Below are 23,656 nucleotides of genomic sequence, written 5' to 3' on the forward strand. Positions count from 1 at the left end.
TTATATCCCCTTACAGTTAAATCGCTTGCTTGATGGCGCGTTCCAGCGTGCTGACCATCTGATCGATATGTTTCGATTCCATAATAAGTGGCGGCGACATGGCGATAATGTCGCCGGAAGCGCGAACTAACACGCCATCGTAGAAGCAGCGTGTAAAGATGTCGTAGCCGCGTTTACCGATTCCCTCACTGCTCGGAGCAAACTGAATGCCGGCAATCAAGCCAGTGTTTCGAACATCAATCACATTCGGCAAATTATCGAGCGAATGCAGTGCTTCTTCCCATTCGGTTTCCAACTGCCTTGCACGCTCGAATAGGTTCTCGTCACGGTAAATATCGAGCGTCGCCAGCGCCGCTGCTGCCGCGACTGGGTGACCGGAATAGGTGTAACCATGGAATAGCTCAATCGTGTCTTCCGGCGCCGTATTCATGCAGGCATCGTAAATACTCTCGCTCACCATCACCGCGCCCATTGGGATCGCGCCATTGGTCAGGGCTTTTGCGGTAGTAATGATGTCTGGCGTGACATCCCAGCGCTGCGACGCAAAGGCATCACCCACACGGCCGAAGCCTGTGATTACTTCATCAAAGATCAGCAGAATATCGTGTTTAGCGGTAATTTCACGAAGACGTTTTAGATAACCTTTTGGCGGGAGAATAACGCCGCCCGAGCCTGACATTGGCTCAACCATCACTGCCGCGATATTTTCTGCACCGTGCAGCGCAATCAGCTGTTCCAGCACTTCTGCTCGTTCGATACCGTGTTCTGGCAAACCTTTCGAAAAGGCATTGCGTTCTATGTCCAGTGTATGTGGAAGATGTGCAACACTCGGCAGCAATTGACTATTAAACGCTTTGCGGTTATTCACCATGCCGCCCACTGAAATACCGCCAAAACCTGTTCCGTGATAGCCCTGCTCACGACCAATAAACATGGTGCGATTGGCATGACCACGGGCCCGCTGATAGGCCAGTGCAATTTTCAACGCCGTATCGGCAGATTCAGAGCCAGAATTGGTGAAGAACACGCGGTTCAAATCGGCAGGTGCTAATTCTGCTAAACGCTCGGCGAGTTCAAATGGGAGAGGATGCCCCATCTGGAAGGTTGGCGCATAGTCGAGTTCTTTGATCTGTTTACTTACGGCATCAGTGATTTGATCACGGCTATGACCCGCGTTGCAGCACCACAATCCGGCCGTCGAATCTAGCACTGAATTCCCCTCAACGTCGGTGTAATACATGCCTTCCGCTTTTGCGAGTAATCTTGGCGTGGTTTTGTACTGACGGTTTGCGGTGAAAGGCATCCAGAAGTTATCCAGACGTGCTCCTTCATTCTGTGGTTTGTTCACTGCCATAGTCAGGTATCCTTGCTTGCTTCCGTTGTTAACAAGATGTTGCCTAGCGGCCAATATTTGCAATACTATGTCAAATATAACGAACAGTAAACGTATTTTGTTCAATATCCAAAGAACAAATTGCACTAATTGTAAAATATTTTGAAATGGTGCACAGTGACCATATTCATCGCACATAACAGGGAAAAGGGGCTGCTATGACTTCGCACAAGTCTCGTCAAGACTGGGATGCACTCGCACAATCTATAACAATTAAAGGACAGGCATTTATCAATGGCGAATACCGTGATGCGGTCGCCGGAGAGACCTTTGCCTGCATCAGTCCTGTTGATGGTCGCGTCTTGGCGAATGTTGCCAGTTGCGATCTTGCTGACGCCAACCTTGCCGTCAGCAATGCCCGTGCAACGTTTGAGTCTGGTGTATGGGCTCACCTTCCTCCTGCAGAGCGTAAGAAAATCGTGATCCGTTTTGCGGAATTAATAGAAGAAAACAGCGATGAACTGGCGCTCCTTGAAACGCTGGATATGGGCAAACCTATCCGCTATTCCAAAGCGGTTGATGTGAACGGTGCCGCCCGTGCTATTCGTTGGTCGGGTGAAGCCGTCGACAAGATTTATGACGAACTCGCTCCTACGCCGCACAATGAAATCGGCATGATCACCCGTGAACCTGTGGGTGTTGTGGCCGCTATCGTGCCCTGGAATTTTCCCATGCTGATGGCCTGTTGGAAGCTTGGCCCTGCCCTCGCCTCTGGTAACTCTGTTGTCCTCAAACCTTCAGAGAAATCACCACTCACCGCCATCCGTCTTGGCGAACTTGCCATTGAGGCAGGTATGCCAAAAGGCGTACTGAATGTGCTGCCCGGCTTTGGGCACACAGTGGGCAAAGCGCTCGCGCTGCACATGGATGTTGATACTCTGGTGTTCACCGGCTCAACCAAAATCGCCAAACAACTGATGATTTACGCTGGAGAATCAAACATGAAGCGTGTCTGGCTGGAGGCGGGCGGTAAGAGCCCAAATATCGTCTTTGCTGATGCGCCAGATCTAGATGCTGCTGCCTCTGCTGCTGCTTCTGCCATTGCGTTCAACCAGGGCGAAGTCTGTACTGCTGGTTCGCGTTTGTTGGTGGAAGCTTCAATCAAAGATGTTTTTATCGAAAAAGTCGTCGAGAACCTGAAAGGCTGGCAACCCGGACACCCACTAGACCCGGAAACTCAGGTCGGCGCTGTCGTTGACCAACAGCAGTTGGATACCGTGCTTACCTATATTGATAAAGGCGCTCAAGGCGGGGCCAAGATGGTGTGTGGCGGCAGTCGTGTCATGGCAGAAACCGGCGGTTTATTTGTCGAACCCACGGTGTTCGATAATGTGAACAATGATATGGCGATTGCCCGTGAAGAGATTTTCGGCCCTGTGCTGTCCGTGATCACCTTCGACACCCCAGAGCAAGCGGTCGCGATTGCCAACGATACCGACTATGGTCTTGCCTCTGCGGTATGGACATCAGACATCGGCAAAGCGCACAAAACCGCGAAAGCGCTGCGCACTGGTATGGTGTGGATTAATCATTATGATGGTGGCGATATGACAGCGCCATTTGGTGGCTACAAGCAATCCGGCAATGGCCGCGATAAATCACTCCACGCGTTCGAGAAATACACGGAAGTGAAAGCGACCTGGATTGCGCTTTGATCTGACTAACACCTTAACTTTCGTAAAAAAGACCGGCTCATCGAGTCGGTCTTTTATATTTACCAATGCCGTATTACTTATCTTTCAGTTCGGTAGTGATAACTATCTTGCCTTCCAGCGTTTTGTGTACCGGACACTTATCGGCAATTTCCAGTAGGCGCTGACGCTCGTCATCAGTTAGGTCACCAAACAGTTCGATTTCGCGGGACATGACCTCGACCTTCGCGTTGTTTTCATCACAGTGCTCGCAATCTTCACCATGCTGACGACTGTGCGACAGGGTCACTTTTACATCATCCAATGGCAGCTTTTTGCGGTTAGCGTACATACGCAACGTCATAGATGTACACGCGCCCAGTCCAGCCAGAACATGTTCGTAAGGGTCTGGTCCTAGATTGTCGCCACTGTAATCGACAGGTTCATCGGCAAACCACTGGTGATGGTCTGTTTGGATGGTACGGGTAAATTGTTTGTTGTGCTCATGCACCAGCACCTCACCACGTTTCACGCCCTCTTCTGCCTCTTTAATTGGCGCAGCCCTGTCGATGTAGCGGTGTGACCAAGCCGCGATAAGCTCAGCCACATATTGCGCATCGTTTTTGTTGGTGAGCAGGTGATCGGCGGAATCCAACGTCATAAAGCTCTTAGGATGCTTAGCGCGGGTATAGATTTTCTCGGCTTCTTTAATAAGTACGATGTTATCAGTTGGGGAATGCATCACCAGCAGCGGTACACGCAGGTTTTCGATATCATCATTGTCGGCGCGGATATCATCAAGGAACTGTTTCTTGATAGTGAAAGGACGGCCAGCCAAAGAAAGCTCTGCTTCACCTTCGGCCTCAATTTGTTCCACATGAGCTGCAAACTGTTTAGACACATGTTCAGCATCTGCTGGCGCGCCAATGGTCGCCACCGCTGACACTTCTGGAATACGGTGCGCCGCCGACAGCACTGCACGGCCGCCCAGACTATGACCAATCAGCAGCAGGGGCGCTTCATAGTTATCGCGCAGGAAATCTGCCGCTGCGACCAAATCATCAACGTTGGAAGAGAAGTTAGTATTGGCAAAATCACCGTCACTGCCGCCCAGCCCCGTAAAGTCAAAACGAAAGACCGCAAAGCCGATGTTCACTAAAGCACGTGAAATACGGGAAGCCGCCGCCACATCTTTTCCGCAGGTAAAGCAATGTGCAAACAAGGCATAGCCTCTTGCATTTTGCTCTGGCGTCTCTAACATTCCGGCAAGTTCAAGCCCATTGCTTTGAAAGGTTACCTTGCTTCTTTTTGCTGCCATTTCCGTCTCCCGGTTATTTAATTCGCGTCATTTAGCTCACGCTAACACTCATAGACATGACCGGAACAGATCGCAAAAGATAACAAAGCGCCTCAGCCTTAAGCTTGAGACGCTTTGATGGGGTTTCGTATGAAATGAAAGGCTTAAGATAAAGCTTCTTTTAATCGATGATAAGTCATCCCGATAGCTAACAAAGGCGAACGCAGCAGAGGCCCACCAGGAAAGGTCATATGTTTCACCTTGGCGAACACATCGAAACGCTCTGCAGTCCCTGAGATCGCTTCTGCGATGACTTTGCCGGCCATGTGCGTGGCATTAACACCATGACCGGAATACGCCTGTGCATAGAAGATATTCGGGGCATCCGGCAACTGGCCAATTTGTGGAAGACGATTAGCACCAATGCCAATCATGCCGCCCCATTCGAAGTCGATACTGACACCTTTCAGTTGAGGAAAAACCCGCTCAAGATTTGGTAGCAAGGCTCCAGTGATGTCTTTGGGATCTTTACCGGAATAGGTACACAACCCGCCAAACAATAATCGGTTATCACCAGACAAGTGGTAGTAATCGAGTGCAATACTGAGATCGGCAAACGCCATGTTCTTCGGAATGGTGCTGGCGACCTGTTCGTCATTCAGTGGCTCAGTCGCAATGATATAGCTGCCTGCTGGGAGTACTTTTCCGCCGATATAGGGTTCCAGTTTGTGACCGATATATGCGTTACCTGCCAGCAGCAGATAATTGCAAGTAACTTGCCCTTGTGCAGTATTCACAATGGGCTTTTGGCCCTTGATGATTTCCGTGGCTGCACTATCTTCGAAAAGCTGGACACCAAGACCCACAGCGGCGGCCGCTTCGCCTGTCACCAAGTTCAGTGGATGCAAATGACCACTACCCATGTCCAACATGCCACCGATGTAACGGTCAGACCCAATCACTTCCGCAAGATCTGCTTTTTCGAGCATGCGGATTTCATGGGGGTATTGATTCGCGCTCAGATCATCAAAATCTTCCTGAAGCTCTTTCATGTGGGAAGGCTTCATTGCCAGATCGCAATATCCCATCGCGAGATCGCAATCGATGCTGAACGCTTCCACACGATCTTTGACGATCTGGACCGCTTCCAATCCCATCTGACTGATGGCGGCGACACCTTCTTTACCTATCTGGTTGGTAAACTGCTCAATGCCATGGCCAATACCACGGATCAATTCGCCACCATTGCGGCCTGACGCCCCCCATCCAATCTTGTTGGCTTCCAGCACAGCCACGGAATAGCCACGTTGAGCCAGTTCAATGGCACTGTTCACACCACTAAACCCACCACCAACAATACAAACATCCACACTGATAGATTCGGTCAGAACCGGATAACGCTGAGGATACTTTGCCGTTGCGGCGTAAAAAGAAGAAGTATGGGGAAGATTTGATGCTGTATGCGCCATGCCTTACATCCTTTGTAAAATATAATTAACAAAGACTATCGTATTTACATCGTTGTAGTGAAGCAAAAAATATACGCTTTACTTGCTATTCAATACCGGTTCATCACTGCTCTCCAAGAATGAGACAAGCTTTATTCGAGCTGATTCATCTGCTTTCATCAAAGAAAGATAATGATCAACAAGACGCATTGTTCGCCATGTATCGTTGATTTATATTTTTTACATAATGACGATAACATCACAAAACGCTTGATTACTGTCCCAGTGAAAGTAGGATTGCTTGTTCAAAATCTATTACAGTGATTGGGCACGCTTAAAAAACCCAATTAAAGCAGGGAGAGTCGAACATTGGACATTGGTGCAAACCTTAAAGCCGTTAGAAAAAGTCGCGGACTATCGCAACGCGAACTCGCTAAACGCGCAGGCGTAACCAACAGTACCATCTCGATGATTGAGAAAAACAGTGTCAGCCCATCGGTCAGCTCACTGAAAAAAGTCTTGTCCGGCATCCCTATGTCATTGGTCGAGTTCTTTTCAGCTGACATCGGTCAAACTGAATCGGCACCTGTCGTCTATCGCCAGCAGGATTTGCTGGAAATTGGCGACGAGTCTGTATCTATGAAGCTCATTGGTAAAGAGTTCCCGAATCGCGCCATCTCGGTGCTTTCTGAGACCTATCCGCCAGGCGGGCATTCCGGTGAAGAAATGCTTCAGCATGAAGGTGAAGAAGCTGGTCTGGTGGTTGAAGGTAAACTCGAACTCACTGTCGGAGACGATATTTTCGTTCTGGAAGTGGGCGACAGCTATTACTTTGACAGTAATCGTCCACACCGTTTTGCCAACCCTTTCGATGCGACCTGCCGTCTGTTCAGCGCAACTACGCCCGCTAACTTCTAAGCAAGTCCAATTCCAGAAAAACGCCCGACGACGGGCGTTTTCTTTCTAGATGCCAAATTTGTCCCGAACTGTGTAATACCAGGCTCCCAGTGCCGAAAAAGGTACGCTGAGAAGATGCCCTCCTGGGAAAGGCAAGTGCGGCAAATCAGCAAACGCATCAAATCGCTCTGCCTGCCCCTTCAGCACTTCTGACATCAATCTTCCCGCTAAGTGGGTGTAAGTGACACCGTGACCACTGCAGCCCTGTGAGTAATAAATATTGCTACCAATACGCCCTACTTGCGGCAAACGGGACAAAGTCATCAGGAAATTACCCGTCCAGCGGTAATCAATGTTCACACCGCTAAGCTGCGGAAAAGTCTTTAGCATTTTGGGTCGGATAATCGCATCTATGTCTGCTGGGTCACGCGCACCATAAACCACACCACCACCATATATCAGCCGTTTGTCACCAGACAGCCGGAAGTAATCAAGAAGATAGTTACAGTCCTCCACGCAGTAATCCTGCGGCAGTAAACTTTGCGCCTGCTGATCGGTCAGTGGCTCAGTGGCAATCACCTGTGTTCCACAGGGCATTGATTTCGCACGAAGCTCTGGCATCAGGTTACCGAGGTAAGCATTGCCTGCAACGATGACGAAAGAGGCGGTAACAGAGCCTTGCTCCGTCACCACCTTCGCCGGCTCACCACGGTCAATGTTCACCACTGGCGAGTGCTCGTAGATTTTGCCACCCAAGCTTTCCACCGCAGCTGCTTCCCCTAAGGCAAGGTTCAATGGGTGAATGTGACCGCCCGATTTATCCAGCAAGCCACCGACATAACGCTCCGTATCGACAACCGAACGGATATCGCTTTCGCTGAGCATTTCCATTTGGGTGTTGCCGTACTTTTCCCACAGCGCTTTTTGGCTTTCCAGTTCATGCATCTGCTTGGCATTGAGTGCTGCAAACACGCCGCCGTCCTTTAGATCGCACTGGATGTTATATTTCTCTACGCGCTCGCGAATGATTTTTCCGCCTTCAAAGGCCATCTCGCCAAACAGGCCAATCTTTTCTTTACCGACGGTTTTCTCAATCACATCAATATCGCGACTGAAGCTATTTACAATCTGGCCACCATTGCGGCCTGATGCCCCCCAGCCAACTTTAGCGGCTTCCAGCACCACAACCTTGAAACCGGCTTCAAGTAAATGCAGTGCGGATGAAAGCCCCGTATAACCGGCACCAACAATGCAGATATCTGTGGTGATATCTTCATTCAGCACTTCGCGTAACGCTGAAGTGTTGGCAGACGCGGCGTAATACGAAGGCGCATGTGCCTGACTGGCTTCCTGTCTGGTGTGTTGAGACTGACTTTGTTGGTTTTGAATCGAACTGACTTGTTCCATGATGACAATCCTATTCCTGAAGCTCTTGGTTGAGGCGCTTCATGTCTTCCAGCGATTTTTGCTCTGCGCGACGAGCCACGTACCAGGACAAAAACGCAAACAGCGACACAACCAAAATGATGATAGTGGCAAGTGCATTAATTTTCGGTGAAACCCCAAGCCTGACAGAAGAAAAGACCACCATAGGCAACGTGGTAGAACCTGGCCCAGAGACGAAGCTCGCGATAACCAGATCATCAAGGGAAAGACTGAAGCTCAGAAGCCATCCCGCCACCAACGCAGGGGCAATCATGGGTACTGTAATAACGAAGAAGACTTTAAACGGTGTCGCACCTAAATCCATACCTGCCTCTTCAATCGAGAAATCCAGTTCCCTGAGTCTTGAAGAGACCACCACTGCGACATAAGCGGCACAGAAAGTAGAGTGCGCAATCCACACCGTGGTCATACCGCGCTCTGCTGGCCAACCAAATAGCTCACCCATCTGTACAAACAGAAGCAGCAAGGACAGACCAATAATCACATCCGGCATCACAAGCGGTGCGGTGATCATATTGGAGAGTGTTAACCGTCCCCATGAACGTCGGAACCGCGTCATCACGAAGGCTGCCAGCGTACCGATAATCACCGCCATGGTAGAGCTATAGAACGCAATCCGGAGGCTGGTCCAAACCGCCTGCAGGATTTGCTCATCTTTGAACAGCTCGGCATACCATTTGGGTGAGAATCCACCCCAGACGGTGACCAGCTTAGAAGCATTAAAAGAGTAAATCACCAGGATCAGCATGGGCAGGTAGAGGAAAACCAAACCTACCCAGAGCATGACCGTCGAAAATTGCCAGCGTTTCATCGGTCAGCCTCCATGTCTTTGGACTGATAATGGTGGAATAGCGTGATTGGGATAATGAGTAGAAGCAGCATCACAATCGCCAGCGCAGAGGCTACTGGCCAATCACGGTTATTGAAGAATTCCTGCCACAGCACTTTACCGATCATCAGGGTTTCAGGGCCGCCCAGAAGTTCAGGGATCACTACTTCACCCACCACGGGAATGAACACCAGCATAGAGCCTGCGATAATGCCGCCTTTCGACAGCGGTAAGGTCACTTTCCAGAAGGTGTTGAAGTTGCGTGAACCCAAATCTGCAGCCGCTTCCAGCAAGCTGCCATCCAGCTTCACCAGATTGGCGTATAGCGGCAGCACCATAAATGGCAGGTAGGTATACACAATGCCAATATACACTGCGGTGTTGGTGTTCAAGATCTGAATCGGATCGGATATCACACCCAGCCACATCAAGGTGTTGTTGATGATCCCTGTGTTGCTAAGTAGACCCATCCAGGCATACACACGGATCAAAAATGAGGTCCAAGATGGCAGCATGATCAGCAGCAAAAGCACCGTTTGCATTCTCGCTGGCGCGCGGGCAATCGCATACGCCATGGGGTAACCCAAAAGCAAACAGCCTAGCGTTGATACAAAGGCGATTTTTACCGAGCTCAGATAGGCAAGGTAGTAGAGGTCATCATCCAGAATCCGCAAATAGTTCTCGAGATTCAGGGTAATCTCGATGACTTCATCAACATAAGCAACGATGGCTTCATAGGGAGGAATGGCCAACGCAGCCATCGAAAAACTGATTTTAAAAACGATAAGGAATGGCACAGCAAAAAAGAGCAGCAGCCAAAGGTAAGGAATACCCATGGTGATGTGCCGTCCCTTGGGAAACAGCATCTTATTTTTGTGCGGCTCTTTGCTTGGTGCTGGCGTTTTGCTCTGGGAATTCGTCAAGGTCGTCATACGCGCAATACCACACCACCGGTGGCCTCCCAGCTGATGAACACCTCGTCGTCCCAGGTTGGACGGTCTTGATGGCGTGAAACATTAGCCATGCTGCACATCACCACTTTGTTGCTTGGTAACTTCACGTAGTACATGGATGTGCCGCCAAGATAGGCAATGTCATGAACGGTGCCTTTTGACCAGTTGTATTCTCCATTCGGTTGCTCGCGGCTAATAAAGGCTTTTTCTGGGCGAACTGCCAGCCAGACTTTTCTGTCTTCCACGTTGGTTGCCACACCGTGCCCCACGTAAATTTGTTGAACGGTGTCGCTGGAAGAAATGACACAATGGTCAGTTTCATCCACCACGATTTCGCCTTCAAACAGGTTAACCGAACCAATGAACTCTGCAATCATGCAGCTGTTTGGCGACTCGTAAATATCTGTGGGTGTACCAGTTTGGGCAATCCAGCCTTCATGCATAATGGCAATGCGCCCCGCCATCGTCATGGCTTCTTCCTGATCGTGGGTCACCATCACACAGGTCACACCTACACGCTCGAGAATGTCTACCACTTCCAGCTGCATCTGGTTACGGAGCTTCTTATCCAGTGCGCCCATCGGCTCATCAAGCAGCAAGAGTTTCGGACGTTTCGCCAAAGATCGAGCCAAAGCCACACGCTGACGCTGACCACCTGACAATTGGTGCGGCTTACGTTTGGCGTATTGCTCCATGTGCACCAGTTTCAGCATCTCTTTAACGCGCTCTTGAATATCGGCTTTCTTGAGTTTGTCCTGCTTTAGGCCAAACGCAATATTCTGTTCAACCGTCATGTGCGGAAACAAAGCGTAAGACTGGAACATCATGTTGATGGGCCTGTCATAGGGCGCCATATCGGTAATGTCTTCCCCATCGAGATAGATGCGTCCACTCGACGGGGTTTCAAAACCTGCCAACATGCGAAGTAAGGTCGATTTCCCAGAGCCAGAGCCTCCAAGCAAGGAGAAAATCTCGCCTTTCTCGATCGTTAAGGAAACATCATCCACCGCGCGGACATCGCCATAAAGCTTGCTGACACGATCAATTTTCAACAACTCCGGCTTAATCGCGCCGTTGCCATTTCCATTTGGGTTACTGGTCACTGTTTCATCCTCCCTGCGACTACCCGACACACACGAAAACAGGGAGCTGAATCCTCAGCTCCCTTGCAAAGCCATTACTGGCCCGTTTTCATGCGTGTCCAGGTGCGGTTGGACGTGCGACTGATTTTCAGCGGAAGCACTTCAGAGACAAAGAGCTTGTCCATCACTTCCTGGGGCGGATAAATAGAAGGGTTGTTCAGAACTTCCGGGTCAACCAGCTTGTTAGAGGCTGGATTTGGGTTCGCATAAGCAACATAGTCAGTGATTGGCGCGATAACCTCAGGACGCATGATGTAGTTCATAAAGGCATGGGCGTTTTTGGCATTTTTCGCATCTGCCGGTATCGCCATCATGTCGAACCAAAGCTGTGCGCCTTTGCTTGGAATCGAGTAGTCAATCACCTGACCATTGCCCGCTTCTTCAGCACGATAAGCCGCCTGGAAGATGTCACCGGAGAAGCCGTAAGCCAGACAAATATCGCCGTTCGCTAAATCGGTGATGTAGCGTGATGAATGGAAGTAGGTCACGTAAGGGCGGATTTTCGTCAGCGCTTCACCTGCTTCCTTGTAATCGCCTTTCTTGGTGGAGTTAGGATCTTTGCCGATGTATTGCAGCACCTGAGGCATCACCTCGTCGGCAGAATCTACGACTGCAATGCCGCAATCTTTAAGCTTTGCGGCATATTTAGGGTCTAGCAGCAAATCCAGCTTGTTTTCTGGGATGTCGTCGCCCAAACGTTCTTTTACTTTATCGACGTTGTAGCCTATGCCATTAGTGCCCCACATATAGGGAATCGCGTATTGGTTACCCGGGTCAGCCATTTCCAAGCGCTTCATCAGTTTCGGGTCCAGGTTGCCACTGTTGGTCAAAAGACTCTTATCCAGAGGCTGGAAAGCACCCGCTTTGATTTGTTTGGCGAGGAAGTTATTCGAAGGGACAACCAAATCATAACCTGAGTTACCCGACAGCAGCTTGGCTTCCAGCACGTCATTGCTGTCGTAAACATCATAGGTGACCTTGATGCCAGTCTCTTTCTCGAAGTTTTCTATCGTGTCTTCCGCGATATAGTCACTCCAATTGTAAATTCGAAGGATTTCTTCAGCCTGTAGCCCGGTTGAAACCATCAATCCTGCCAACACAACGGCAGAAATTTTGTTGCGGATTACCATCTTCATGTTTTCTCCTTTTGGCTCGAATCCCATCGAGCGCGTTACTACATTCCAATGTCCAAACCAGAGCCGAACTTTTGCTCATTAGCTCTGGTTTTGATGGTTCGCCGGCACAAGAATCTATTGACCCTTGCTTCCGGCAGAATTCAATACTTGTTGGGCTAAAGCACACCCTTATCCTTGAGTTCCTGCAGCGTTAAATCCAATGCCATTTTGGCTTTGTGGATCAGTTCGTCCACCTCGGCACGGGTAATAACCAATGGCGGGCTGATAATCATGGTGTCGCCACAGGCACGCATCACAAGGCCATTTTCTACGCTGATATCACGGCATATTTCGCCAATACCAACTTCCTCATCGAAGCGTTTGCGGGTTGCTTTGTCTTGTACCAGCTCAATCGCCGCCACCAGCCCAACGCCTCGCGCTTCACCCACCAAGGTGTGCTCAGCCAACGTTTGCCACTGGGATTGCAGGTAAGGTCCAATATCTTCCTTCACATACTGAACCAGATTTTTCTCTTTCATCACCTTAAGGTTTTCCAGCGCTACTGCGGCTGCGACCGGATGGCCGGAATAGGTATAGCCGTGGTTAAAATCACCGCCTTTTTCTTCAAAAGCGTTGGCGACGCGGTCACTGATAATCACCCCGCCCATAGGGATATAACCGGAAGTCATGCCCTTCGCTATTGGCATAAAATCGGGTTTGATATCAAAAGTCTGGCTACCGAACCATTCACCGGTACGACCAAAACCACATATAACCTCATCCGCAATCATCAGGATGTCGTACTTCGCCAGAATGCGGTTAATTTCCGGCCAATACGTCGACGGTGGAATGACGACTCCACCCGCCCCTTGAACAGGTTCAGCGATAAATGCCGCGACCTTGTCTTCGCCAATTTCCAGAATTGCTTTTTCCAATTCCTGTGCGGCTTTTACACCAAATTCTTCCGGTGTCAGGTCACCCCCTTCTCCAAACCAATACGGCTGGGGAATGTGGTGAATACCAGGAATGGGGAGGCCGCCCTGTTTGTGCATGGCTTTCATGCCACCCAAGCTTGCCCCTGCAACCGTGGAGCCGTGGTAACCGTTATGACGACCAATGATAGTGAACTTTTCAGGTTGCCCTTTCAGGGTCCAATAGTGGCGGACCATGCGCAAAACCGTGTCGTTGGATTCAGAGCCTGACCCGGTAAAGAACACTTGGTTCATGTGATCTGGTGCGAGCTCTGCGATCTCTTTTGCCAACTCAACCACAGGTGGATGGGCACATTGGAAGAAGCTGTTGTAGTAAGGAAGCTCAAGCATTTGGCGATGCGCAGCGTCTGCAACACGCTTTTCGCCATAACCAATATTGGTACACCAAAGTCCTGCCATGCCATCAAGAATACGATTGCCGTCACTGTCCCAAATATATACACCCTGCGCGCGAACAATCATGCGCGCTCCCTTTTCCCTCAGCGCTTTATGATCGCTAAATGGATGAAGATAATGGGCGTTATCCAATGCTTGTAGCGTTTGGGTATCTGGGTGTTGTACGACGTGTGTCATTCTGACCTCCACATCCTTGAAGTTTGAAACATCGGCAACCAGAAAGGCTGTCTCCCTTGTAAAACATGAACAAACGAATCTGTTTCTTTTCGCGCTATACCGTCAACAGAAGGAACTCCCGCTCCCAAGAACTGATCACGCGTTTGAAGTTTTCTTGCTCTTTACGTTTCACGGCGATGTATCCACGGGCAAAGGACTCACCAAGGTACTCCGCTACCTCATCGCAGTTTTCCATCATCTCCAGCGCTGCTTCGAGTGTATAAGGCAGTATCGGGCTTCGGATTTCATAACCGCGTCCCTGTGCTGGCGGCGTCGGTTTCAGATCGCGAACCATACCGATGTAGCCACACAACAGACTTGCTGCAATAGCAAGATAACTATTGGCATCCGCGCCTGGCAGTCGGTTTTCTACTCGGCGCGCCTGTGGTGAACAGCTCGGCACACGAAGACCACAGGTACGGTTTTCTTCACCCCATTCCACATTTACAGGTGCTGAGGTATCAGGCAGGAATCGGCGGAATGAATTCACGTTCGGGGCAAACATTGGCAGCATTTCAGGAATGAACTGCTGAAGGCCGGCGATATGTCCGTAAAACAAGGAAGAGCTGGTGCCATCTTCATTGGTAAAAACGTTCTTGCCCGTTTTAGCGTCAACAATGCTTTGGTGCAGGTGCATCGCACTGCCCGGCTCATCAGTAATGGGCTTGGACATAAAAGTCGCCACCACCTGATGCTTGAGCGCGGCTTCACGCAGTGTGCGTTTAAACAGGAACACCTGATCTGCCAGCACCAAAGGATCGCCATGACGGAAGTTGATTTCCATCTGAGCGACGCCCTCTTCGTGGATCAAGGTATCAATGGCGAGCCCTTGCGTTTCACACCATTCGTACATGTCTTCGAACAGCGGATCGAACTCGTTTGCCGCATCAATCGAAAAGGACTGGCGGCCAGTTTCCATGCGACCAGAGCGACCAATCGGCGGCTCAAGCGGTAAATCTGGATCCTCGCAACGTGCTGTCAGGTAAAACTCCATTTCCGGTGCGACAACGGGCTTCCAGTTTTTCTCTTCGTAGAGCTTCAACACTTTTTTCAATACGTTGCGTGGTGTCAGCTCAATCGGGTTGCCCATCTTGTCGAAGGTGTCGTGAATGATTTGCGCGGTTTTCTCGACCGTCCATGGCAGGAGGTAGACGGCGTCTTCATCAGGCTTACAGATAAAGTCGATATCCGCTTCATCAAGCAACGCGTAGTAGATATCATCATCCACATAGTCACCCGTCACAGTTTGCAACAAAACACTCTCTGGAAGGCGCATTTCACCTTCATTGATGAACTTATCGACTGGTGCAATCTTCCCACGTGCAATGCCTGACAAGTCGCTGACAACACACTCAACTTCCGTAATCTCGTTTTCTTTCAACCACTTCTTAAGCTTGTCCATATTCTTTCTCACGCTGATTCGCCCTTATTCGGCAGGCTTCCCCAAACATATCGAAGATAGCTGAATAAAAAGGATTTTTCGTGACCTTCCACTCAGGATGCCACTGAACACCTAAGGCGAAATTTTTTGCATCGATGACAGAGACAGCCTCTATCAGTCCGTCCGGGGCGTACGCTTCTGGTCGCAGTCCTTTGCCTAGTCTGTCGATGCCCTGGGTATGGACAGAGTTCACGTCAGCAGAAGTGCGACCCCAAGCCTCGTAGAGAAGCCCCCCAGGTTCGATGTTAATGGTGTGAGAAATACCGTATTGGATATCAACGGAAGCCGTTTTGTCTTCGCGGTGTTCGATATATCCGCCCACCTCATGAAGTTTTTGATGCAGGGAGCCCCCCATCACAACGTTGAGTTCCTGAAAACCACGGCATATAGCAAGTACAGGCACACCCAATTCAATGGCAAGAGCGAGCAGTGGCAGAGTAGTCGCGTCACGCGCAGGGTCGTGCTCAGTGCCTTCTTCGCTCGCTGCTCCCTGATAATGGTGTGGTTCAATGTTTGATGGAGAGCCAGTAAACAAAATGCCGTCCAATGATGTCAGCATGCGCTTCATCGGTAAGTCTTGGCCTAATGCAGGAATGACCATTGGGCATGCGCCCATGGCGTCGGAGACGCTTCTGACGTACTTATCGCCAACAATATGGAAAGGATGCAGACCCAGCTGAGAGGTACACCCTGTCACGCCAATCATTGGGATAGTTGAATACTCCATATCTTCCTCTGCATTTCCGGCCGAGTCTCAAAGCAAATCACTGCTTACTATCAGTATGCTATGCGTTCGTTTTTTTTCACGCTACACGTTAAAAATAAATTACGCAAGTGACGCGCACAACAAATTCGATCTATTTATTTATCATTTTCTTAACATCGATAACCTTATGTTCTTACGAGGCTTATCGTATTGATTTGCAGTAAAAACAGAGGTTTTGTGAAGTGAAACGCTGTTGACATAATCAAGCCTTTACTATTCACTCAGAACTAAACAACGAGGTGATTGATATAATTTACACTCAGGTAGGTGTTTCATGCGATATCAAACAGACAGGGAAATGTTTACACCTGAAGATGCACAGTTACCGGATCCGAACGAGGCCATTGAATTCCTTGAGCAGAATCCGGATATTGAGTTTGTTGATTTGCTCTTACTCGACATGAACGGCATCGTGCGTGGCAAGCGTGTAGAGAAGGACAAACTACAGAAAGCCTACGAGCAGGGGATTGCTCTGCCAATTTCCATTTACGGCATGAATATCAAAGGCACTCCTGTCGAAGAAACTGGATTAGGGCTTGAAATCGGCGAATCTGATGCGATTTGTTACCCGGTAGCAGGCTCACTCACCCGCCAGCCTTGGCAAAAACGCCCCATCGCGCAGCTGATGCTGGAAATGTATGAGGACAGAGAAACACCACTCTTCGCTGACCCACGAATGATCTTACGCCGCATCGTTCGGCAATTTAAAGCACGTGGACTGACACCCGTTTCGGCGTATGAGCTTGAGTTCTACCTGATTGACAGCAAAGCGCCCGGCAACGCTCCTCTTCCTCCTGTTTCGCCGATCACTGGCAAGCGACCTGAAAATACCCAGGTTTATTCACTCGATGAACTGGATGAATACGCAGAGCTTCTTACTCAAATCATCGAAGCCGCCCGCGAACAAGGTTTGCCTGCAGACACCATTGTTGCAGAATCTGCTCCTGGCCAGTTTGAAATTAACCTCAAGCATACTGATGATGCGCTCGCTGCCTGCGATCATTCCATCCTACTCAAGCGTGTTATCAAGCAAGTTGCTCATGACAACGACCTCGATACCACCTTTATGGCTAAGCCATACGCTGATCAAGCAGGTAACGGAATGCACCTGCACATCAGCCTTCTCGATGACGACGGCGACAACGTTTTCGAGCCAAAAGCCGAAGGTGAGATGACAGATATGCTTCGTTACGCGCTGGGAGGAATGTTAGCGCTGATGCCACAGTACTTGGCAATCATGTGTCCAAACATCAACTCTTATCGACGTTTCGCACCAGATTTTTACGTGCCGAATGCCGCAACTTGGGGTATCGAAAACCGCACCACAGCCCTTCGCATTCCGGGGGACGTACCCGCTGCGACGCGCATCGAACACCGTGTAGCAGGAACAGATGCCAACCCTTACCTGATGATGGCTGCTTTGCTAGCATCCATCATGTATGGCATCGACAACAAAATTGAACCTTCAGAGCCTGTGGTTGGTAACGCTTACGATTTAGAAAATGAACCGCTGCCCACCAACCTTCGTGATGCATTGCGTGAACTTTCAGCGTCTGATGCAATGCGACAGTTCCTCGGCACAGACTTTGTAGACGTGTTCGTCACCTGCAAAGAAAAAGAGCTTGAAGAGTTCGAACAGCACGTTACTGCGCTCGAATACGATTGGTACTTGCACGCCTTCTGATTTCTCGACTTTCCCCAGACCGGTTTTATCGCGGTCTGGGTCGGCACTTCACCTTGACTCACTTAACACTCACTTGGACAATACCGCCGTTATTTATTCAACGCGGTTTCTAGCTATGACGACAGCGCTTTGCCCTTGTGGCAGCCAAAAACCTTACAGCGAATGCTGTGAGCCAATCCATCAAAACCACGCCAATGCTGATCACCCAGAAAAGCTGATGCGTTCTCGCTACTCGGCTCATGTGAAAGGTCTGGTTGATTATGTGGTGAAAACTTACCACCCATCTTGCAGCGCGGAGCAACATCGCGATGCGATTGCGGACTCTATCAACAGTGAGTGGTTGATGTTGGAAGTACTATCAAGCTCAGTTGATCAGTGTGGCAAACAAGGCTTCGTTGAATTCAAGGCCCATTATAAAGACGCTGACAAACAATATTGCCTGCATGAAAAGTCACGCTTTGTCACCGAAGAAAAAGACGGCGAAACGCTTTGGTATTACATCGACGGTGAATACCCGAAGGCTGAGAAAGTTGGGCGTAATGATCCCTGCCCATGTGGTAGCGGTAAAAAACACAAGAAGTGTTGCGGTTAAAAAACCATCAAGCTTTTAAGCGCTGAGCCGATATAAAGGGGGAACAATCAAGGAGCAGTAACATGACCTGGTTCCCCAACATCTCTGACTATTCACCGCAAAAAGTCGGTAACGTCGTCAAACAGGACAAAACTAAACAGCAGGATAAACGCGCTGAGGAAGAAGACCGTCAAGACGACGAACAAGAAAAGACCACAGAAGAAAACAAAAAGAAAAATGACGGCTTGCTAGACATTTACGTTTGAAGCATTAACCTGCATATACACCTAAATACCCAGCCACTGTCGGCTTTTCTTCCCGCTCGGCTTCCTGCCAGTCACTTCCAACGCACCGCAATCGGTTTGGGCGACTCACAACCCGCTCAATGCGAATCAAATACGGTAAAGTCGATTTAACTTATAAAAATACCTCCTAGGATGAAATTTTGGCTGATTCATCTCTAAATAGGACGTTTATATGAAACAGAAGTTATCTCTGATTGCGACACTACTTCTCTCCACCTATGCAACGCATGCAGCTGCAACCGATATCTACGTGGTCACCAACAAAGCTGACGGCAACACGATCGCCCATTTCAAAGATGACAAAGGAACCTTCGCAATGGTTGCTGAATATTCTTCTGGCGGTACAGGAACAGGCGATTTGGAAATCCCTGCACTTGAGAAAAACCCAGACCACCCGTTAGCCAATGGCGATGACCCACTCATCTCAGCCAACGCCATTCGCGCTTCTGCTGACGGTGATCTCATTGTCTCTGTCAATCCCGGTGATGCCACCATCGCGCTGTCTGAAAGACAAAAAGGCGGAAAGCTCGCATTGGTGAACACGGCGAAAGCATCTGACCTGTTCCCTATTTCCGTCGACATTTCCGGTGATTTAGTTGTTGCAGCGAGTGTGGGTGACAACAATGGCACTGGTTCCATCGCGCTTTACCAAATCAAAGATGGCAAACTGATGATGGTGGCAGATAGCCGACGCGACCTAAAAGCCCGCCCTTCTACGATCAGTTTCTCAACCAATGGTGAGTTTGTTTACGTCAATGAGCTGGTCACAGGAAAAGTGAAGGTTTTCGGTATTGAAAACGACAACCTGACTGAGTCCCCAGTTTCCAGCATCGACAGTCCCCGTGCTGAGGCATCCCGCTTTCAGGCCATTCCAGTTGGGTTTGATGTGCGTGGTGACAACAATAAAGATGTCATCCTAATGTCGGAAGCACGATTCCTGACACCAGACTTCAAGCTCCGAGAGGGTAATGGCGAAGTGGTACAAAGTCCGCTCTATAGCTGGCAAACGGGTTCACTTTCAACTTACACCGTGGATAAAAAGGGCAAGATTGCTGCCGTTTCACAGGACGTGCTCACCGGAAGCAATGTCGAAGGCGATGAGATTGCCAACTGTTGGGTAGCCCTCTCTCCAGACGGCAAGACGCTGTGGGCTGCAAATGCACTTTCAAGCTCAATCAGTTCGTTTTCGGTTGGCAAAAAAGGCGATGTCACGTTAAAAAATGACGTTGCGTATAAAGACAGTTCAGAGACAGCATTTTACAGTGATATGACAGTGAGCCGCGATGGCAAACACCTCTATCAATTAGTCGGTAACCAAGGTGTGATTTTGGTTTTCGACATCAAGCCCAATGGCGACCTGACACTGAACCAACAAGTTGGCGGAATGCCAGAACTTGGCACCTACGGTATGCTCGCGCTTGATTAGGGGTTTCCCACTAAACGCCCGGCAAATCAGCTGGGCGTTTTCATTTCAATTTCCATCAATTTCAAGCATTCCCTCCAATAAGCACTGCTAAGGTTGTTTTTAAGTCGTTTTTAATCGAAATAATGTGTTGCAATCTTTATCGATTTTGTTAGTGTTGATGCCAAGCAAACGTTAAATCGTTACAGCACTTAGAGAAGAAAAATATGCAAAAATCGCTCATGACCATTCATCACCATCATCATCCTGACTAGTCTTTCGGGAGATGTGGTTTCGACTGGAAGACAAGGAGTAAGGTTCTTCCACCGGTCATCAAAGCGAACACAAGATTCAGACCCCCGGAAGCGAACCTTCCGGGGGTTTTTACTTTTAGGATTCAAAAAATTGCGATGACACTTTAAGGAAACGGGAAGTCGTCATAGCGAAAAAGATACAGGGAATAGATCATGCAAACAGAACGTCTAAGAATTGCCATTCAGAAAAAAGGCCGCCTTGCGAAAGAGTGTCACGAACTGCTCAAGCGCTGCGGTGTAAAAATCAACTTTTCCGGCGACCGTCTGATCGTTCACGCCGAGAACATGCCAATCGATTTATTGCTGGTGCGCGACGACGATATCCCAGGCCTCATCATGGATGGTGTGGTTGATTTGGGTGTTATCGGCGAAAACGAACTCGAAGAAGTACGTTTAGAGCGTGTTGCACTGGGCGAGCCAAACGAGTATGTGAAGCTTCGTCGTCTTGACTTTGGTGGTTGCCGCCTGTCTGTAGCTATCGATAAAGACAAAACTTACAACGGCCCACAGGATTTGGCTGGCAAGCGTATTGCCACGACTTATCCAAATATCCTCAAAGATTACCTCGACAAACAAGACGTTAAATTCAGCACCTGTATGTTGAACGGTTCTGTTGAAGTCGCGCCGCGCGCTGGTCTTGCGGATGCTATCTGTGATTTGGTTTCTACAGGTGCAACGCTGGAAGCCAACGGCCTGAAAGAAGCAGAAGTTATCTTCCGCTCTAAAGCGGTACTTATTCAGCGCATGGGTGAGTTCGATGCAGACAAAACTGCACTGATTGAACGCCTGCTGACCCGCATCAAGGGCGTTATCCAAGCAAAAGAATCAAAATACATCATGCTTCACGCGCCAAGCGAAACCTTGGAGCAAGTGGTTGAATTGCTGCCAGGCGCTGAAGACCCAACCATCCTGCCTCTTGCACACGACAAACAACGTGTCGCTGTTCATCTGGTGAGTACCGAGAACCTGTTCTGGGAAACCATGGAAAAACTGAAGGCCTTGGGTGCGAGCTCCATTCTGGTGCTGCCAATCGAGAAGATGATGGAGTAAGCCATGAAAACAGTGGTTTGGAAATCCCTCAGCGATACACAGCAGGCAAAAGCGCTTGAGCGCCCTGCTATCTCTGAAAGTGCATCAATCACTGAAGCCGTTGAAGGCGTGATCAAACAAGTCCGCACTGGCGGTGATGCTGCGCTGAAAGCGCTGACAGAGAAATTCGACAAAGTGGTACCTGAGAATATTCAGGTTTCACAAAACGAAATCGATGCGGCAGAAGCTCGTTTGGGTGAGGAAATCAAAACAGCACTCAAACAGGCTTACGACAACATCGCCTGCTTCCACAAAGCGCAAAAAGCAGAGCCACTGACGGTAGAAACTATGCCGGGTGTGGTTTGTGAGCTGGTAACCCGCCCGATCAACCGCGTTGGTCTTTACATTCCAGGTGGCAGCGCGCCGCTGCCATCAACCGTATTGATGCTGGGTGTGCCTTCACAAATTGCAGGTTGTCGTAAAGTGGTGCTTTGTTCTCCACCACCAATCGCCGATGAAATTCTTTACGTTGCCAAGCTTTGTGGCATTGACGAAGTCTACAACCTCGGTGGTGCACAAGCCGTTGCAGCCATGGCTTACGGCACAGAAACGGTAAGCAAGGTTGATAAGATTTTTGGCCCGGGTAACGCCTTCGTGACCGAAGCCAAACGTCAGGTCAGCAATGATCACCAAGGTGCTGCGATTGATATGCCAGCTGGCCCTTCTGAAGTGCTGGTGATTGCGGATGAAGACGCTGATGCAGATTTCGTTGCTGCAGATTTGCTGAGTCAGGCTGAACACGGCCCTGATTCTCAGGTTGTGCTTGTCACTCCGTCGCCTGTGCTGGCAGAGAAAGTAGCTGACGCTGTCAAAGCACAGCTAAAAGTACTGAGCCGCGCTGATATCGCAAGCCAGGCACTGGGGTCTAGCATCATCATCATTGCAGACAGCCTGACCCAGTGTGTCGCGATTTCAAACAACTACGGCCCTGAGCACTTGATTGTCCAGACCAAGAACCCACGTGAATTGTTGCCACTGTTGGATAACGCAGGCTCGATTTTCCTGGGCGCATGGTCACCGGAATCTGTTGGCGATTACGCATCTGGCACCAACCACGTGCTGCCAACTTACGGCTATACACGCACCTACTCAAGCCTTGGTCTTGCCGATTTCAGCAAGCGCATGACAGTGCAAGAGTTGTCATCTGATGGCCTGCAAGCATTGGCCCCGACAGTCGTTGCGATGGCCAACGCTGAAGGTCTGGATGCGCACCGAAACGCCGTGACCCTTCGTGTTGAAAAACTCAATAACAAAAAATAATAAAGGGGAAGCAATGGACATTGAAAAATTAGCCCGTAAGGACGTTCAGGCACTGACCCCTTACATGTCCGCCCGCCGATTGGGCGGTTCCGGTGATGTTTGGCTGAATGCTAACGAATCACCATTTAACAACGAATACACCATCAACGGTGCTGGCCTAAACCGCTACAGCACCTGTCAGCCTGAAGAACTGATCCGTGCTTACGCAGACTACGCAGGCGTTCGCCCAGAACAGGTCCTGACCTCTCGTGGCGCAGATGAAAGCATCGAACTGCTGATCCGTACTTTCTGTGAAACCGGTGAAGATAGCATTCTGTTCTGCCCACCGACTTACGGCATGTATGCCATCAGCGCAGAAACAACTGGTGTTGCCCGAAAAACAGTGCCACTGACCAATGAGTGGCAATTAAACCTGCCTGAAATCGAAAAGAACCTTGATAGCGTCAAACTGGTGTTTGTGTGTAGCCCAAACAACCCGACCGGTAACCTGATTAACCGTGACGATATTGAAACGCTACTGGAAATGACGGCTGGCCGCGCGCTGGTTGTGATGGACGAAGCCTACATCGACTTCTGTCCAGAAGCCTCAACCGTTGACCTGCTGGTACGCTACCCGAACCTTGCGATTCTTCGTACTCTGTCAAAAGCCTTCGCTTTGGCTGGCTTGCGCTGTGGCTTCACGCTGGCGAATCAGCAAATCATTCAATTGATGACCAAAGTGATTGCGCCATACCCAGTGCCAGTGCCTGTCACTGAAATCGCGGTACAGGCGTTAAGTGAAGCAGGCCTTGCCCGCATGAAGTATCAAGTGCTGGACTTGAATGCCAACCGTGCCTATCTGCAGGCGGGTCTTGCGATGCTGCCGGGCGTGGAAGTGTTTGATGGCTACGGCAACTACCTGCTGGTGAAATTCCCAGACGCTGATCTTCTGTTCTCAGCCCTTTGGGACAACGGCATTATCTTGCGCCGTTCGCCAATTGAAGGATGCATCCGAATCAGCGTGGGCAACCGCGAAGAGTGTGAAAAGACCCTGACCTTTATCCGCCAGCAACTGGCATAAAGAGCGCAA

At 49.7% G+C, this 23,656-nt stretch carries 20 protein-coding genes and 1 other annotated feature; of the genes, 9 read left to right on the top strand and 11 right to left on the bottom strand.

The features are described 5' to 3' along the window. Positions 1–16: 16 nt before the first annotated feature. A complete protein-coding gene (aptA, locus tag GCE9029_RS08415) occupies positions 17–1,354 on the bottom strand; it encodes an omega-aminotransferase AptA (RefSeq protein WP_062662562.1) in 1,338 nt (445 codons plus the stop codon). 197 nt (positions 1,355–1,551) lie between these two features. Between aptA and GCE9029_RS08420 the strand changes: the two genes are divergently transcribed. Further along, positions 1,552–3,048, top strand: coding sequence for an aldehyde dehydrogenase (locus GCE9029_RS08420; protein WP_062662564.1), 1,497 nt, complete (start codon positions 1,552–1,554; stop codon positions 3,046–3,048). A 73-nt stretch (positions 3,049–3,121) separates the two neighbouring features. Here GCE9029_RS08420 and GCE9029_RS08425 read toward each other — a convergent pair whose 3' ends face one another. Continuing rightward, positions 3,122–4,342 carry a bifunctional alpha/beta hydrolase/OsmC family protein gene (locus GCE9029_RS08425; RefSeq protein ID WP_062662567.1) on the bottom strand — a complete coding sequence of 407 codons (1,221 nt, stop codon included), beginning with the start codon at positions 4,340–4,342 and terminating at the stop codon, positions 3,122–3,124. Positions 4,343–4,485: 143 nt separating this feature from the next. After that, positions 4,486–5,790 (bottom strand): NAD(P)/FAD-dependent oxidoreductase, encoded by a 1,305-nt coding sequence (locus GCE9029_RS08430; RefSeq protein ID WP_062662569.1) that lies wholly within the window; start codon positions 5,788–5,790, stop codon positions 4,486–4,488. A gap of 348 nt (positions 5,791–6,138) precedes the next feature. Here GCE9029_RS08430 and GCE9029_RS08435 point away from each other — a divergent pair, with 348 nt between their 5' ends. Then, the gene (locus GCE9029_RS08435; RefSeq protein WP_062662571.1) at positions 6,139–6,687 is read left to right on the top strand and encodes a cupin domain-containing protein; all 549 of its coding nucleotides are present in this window, start codon (positions 6,139–6,141) and stop codon (positions 6,685–6,687) included. Between the two features lie 45 nt (positions 6,688–6,732). Here the strand turns inward: GCE9029_RS08435 and GCE9029_RS08440 are convergent, their stop codons facing one another. The 8 genes from GCE9029_RS08440 to GCE9029_RS08475 all read right to left on the bottom strand — a co-directional run bounded on the left by GCE9029_RS08440 (position 6,733) and on the right by GCE9029_RS08475 (position 15,923). Then, the gene (locus tag GCE9029_RS08440) at positions 6,733–8,073 is read right to left on the bottom strand and encodes an NAD(P)/FAD-dependent oxidoreductase (protein ID WP_157487787.1); all 1,341 of its coding nucleotides are present in this window, start codon (positions 8,071–8,073) and stop codon (positions 6,733–6,735) included. 10 nt (positions 8,074–8,083) lie between these two features. Further along, positions 8,084–8,923, bottom strand: a complete 840-nt coding sequence (locus GCE9029_RS08445) for an ABC transporter permease subunit (protein ID WP_002542171.1) — start codon at positions 8,921–8,923, stop codon at positions 8,084–8,086. Beyond that, positions 8,920–9,777: an ABC transporter permease subunit gene (locus GCE9029_RS08450; RefSeq protein WP_002542170.1), complete on the bottom strand. Its 858-nt coding sequence runs from the start codon at positions 9,775–9,777 to the stop codon at positions 8,920–8,922. Before GCE9029_RS08450 ends, GCE9029_RS08445 begins: the two co-directional genes overlap by 4 nt. 92 nt (positions 9,778–9,869) lie before the next feature. Beyond that, positions 9,870–10,997 carry an ABC transporter ATP-binding protein gene (locus GCE9029_RS08455; RefSeq protein WP_062662577.1) on the bottom strand — a complete coding sequence of 376 codons (1,128 nt, stop codon included), beginning with the start codon at positions 10,995–10,997 and terminating at the stop codon, positions 9,870–9,872. Positions 10,998–11,071: 74 nt separating this feature from the next. Then, positions 11,072–12,172 carry a polyamine ABC transporter substrate-binding protein gene (locus GCE9029_RS08460; RefSeq protein ID WP_062662579.1) on the bottom strand — a complete coding sequence of 367 codons (1,101 nt, stop codon included), beginning with the start codon at positions 12,170–12,172 and terminating at the stop codon, positions 11,072–11,074. Between the two features lie 155 nt (positions 12,173–12,327). Continuing rightward, entirely contained in the window at positions 12,328–13,716 is a 1,389-nt protein-coding gene (locus GCE9029_RS08465; RefSeq protein ID WP_062662581.1) for an aspartate aminotransferase family protein, read from the bottom strand. 94 nt (positions 13,717–13,810) lie between these two features. Further along, positions 13,811–15,157 carry a glutamine synthetase family protein gene (locus GCE9029_RS08470; protein WP_062662583.1) on the bottom strand — a complete coding sequence of 449 codons (1,347 nt, stop codon included), beginning with the start codon at positions 15,155–15,157 and terminating at the stop codon, positions 13,811–13,813. After that, positions 15,144–15,923: a gamma-glutamyl-gamma-aminobutyrate hydrolase family protein gene (locus GCE9029_RS08475; RefSeq protein ID WP_062662585.1), complete on the bottom strand. Its 780-nt coding sequence runs from the start codon at positions 15,921–15,923 to the stop codon at positions 15,144–15,146. Before GCE9029_RS08475 ends, GCE9029_RS08470 begins: the two co-directional genes overlap by 14 nt. A 337-nt stretch (positions 15,924–16,260) precedes the next feature. On the opposite strand from GCE9029_RS08475, the gene GCE9029_RS08480 reads away from it, so the two are divergent. The 7 genes from GCE9029_RS08480 (at position 16,261) to hisC (ending at position 23,647) form a co-directional block, all read left to right on the top strand. After that, positions 16,261–17,646: a glutamine synthetase family protein gene (locus GCE9029_RS08480; RefSeq protein ID WP_062662587.1), complete on the top strand. Its 1,386-nt coding sequence runs from the start codon at positions 16,261–16,263 to the stop codon at positions 17,644–17,646. A gap of 115 nt (positions 17,647–17,761) precedes the next feature. Then, positions 17,762–18,238: a YchJ family metal-binding protein gene (locus tag GCE9029_RS08485; protein WP_062662589.1), complete on the top strand. Its 477-nt coding sequence runs from the start codon at positions 17,762–17,764 to the stop codon at positions 18,236–18,238. A 62-nt stretch (positions 18,239–18,300) separates the two neighbouring features. After that, positions 18,301–18,483: a hypothetical protein gene (locus GCE9029_RS08490; RefSeq protein ID WP_062662591.1), complete on the top strand. Its 183-nt coding sequence runs from the start codon at positions 18,301–18,303 to the stop codon at positions 18,481–18,483. Positions 18,484–18,694: 211 nt separating this feature from the next. Then, on the top strand, positions 18,695–19,948 hold the full coding sequence (locus GCE9029_RS08495; protein ID WP_062662594.1) for a beta-propeller fold lactonase family protein: 1,254 nt from the start codon (positions 18,695–18,697) through the stop codon (positions 19,946–19,948). A 226-nt stretch (positions 19,949–20,174) separates the two neighbouring features. Next, positions 20,175–20,314 (top strand) — a sequence feature (His leader region). A gap of 77 nt (positions 20,315–20,391) precedes the next feature. Further along, on the top strand, positions 20,392–21,288 hold the full coding sequence (hisG, locus tag GCE9029_RS08500; RefSeq protein ID WP_002542155.1) for an ATP phosphoribosyltransferase: 897 nt from the start codon (positions 20,392–20,394) through the stop codon (positions 21,286–21,288). Between the two features lie 3 nt (positions 21,289–21,291). After that, on the top strand, positions 21,292–22,587 hold the full coding sequence (gene hisD, locus GCE9029_RS08505; protein ID WP_062662597.1) for a histidinol dehydrogenase: 1,296 nt from the start codon (positions 21,292–21,294) through the stop codon (positions 22,585–22,587). A gap of 19 nt (positions 22,588–22,606) precedes the next feature. Continuing rightward, positions 22,607–23,647, top strand: a complete 1,041-nt coding sequence (gene hisC / locus GCE9029_RS08510) for a histidinol-phosphate transaminase (protein WP_197475350.1) — start codon at positions 22,607–22,609, stop codon at positions 23,645–23,647. The last annotated feature ends 9 nt before the right edge of the window (positions 23,648–23,656 follow it).

Source organism: Grimontia celer, assembly GCF_900055185.1.
Lineage (GTDB): Bacteria > Pseudomonadota > Gammaproteobacteria > Enterobacterales > Vibrionaceae > Enterovibrio > Enterovibrio celer.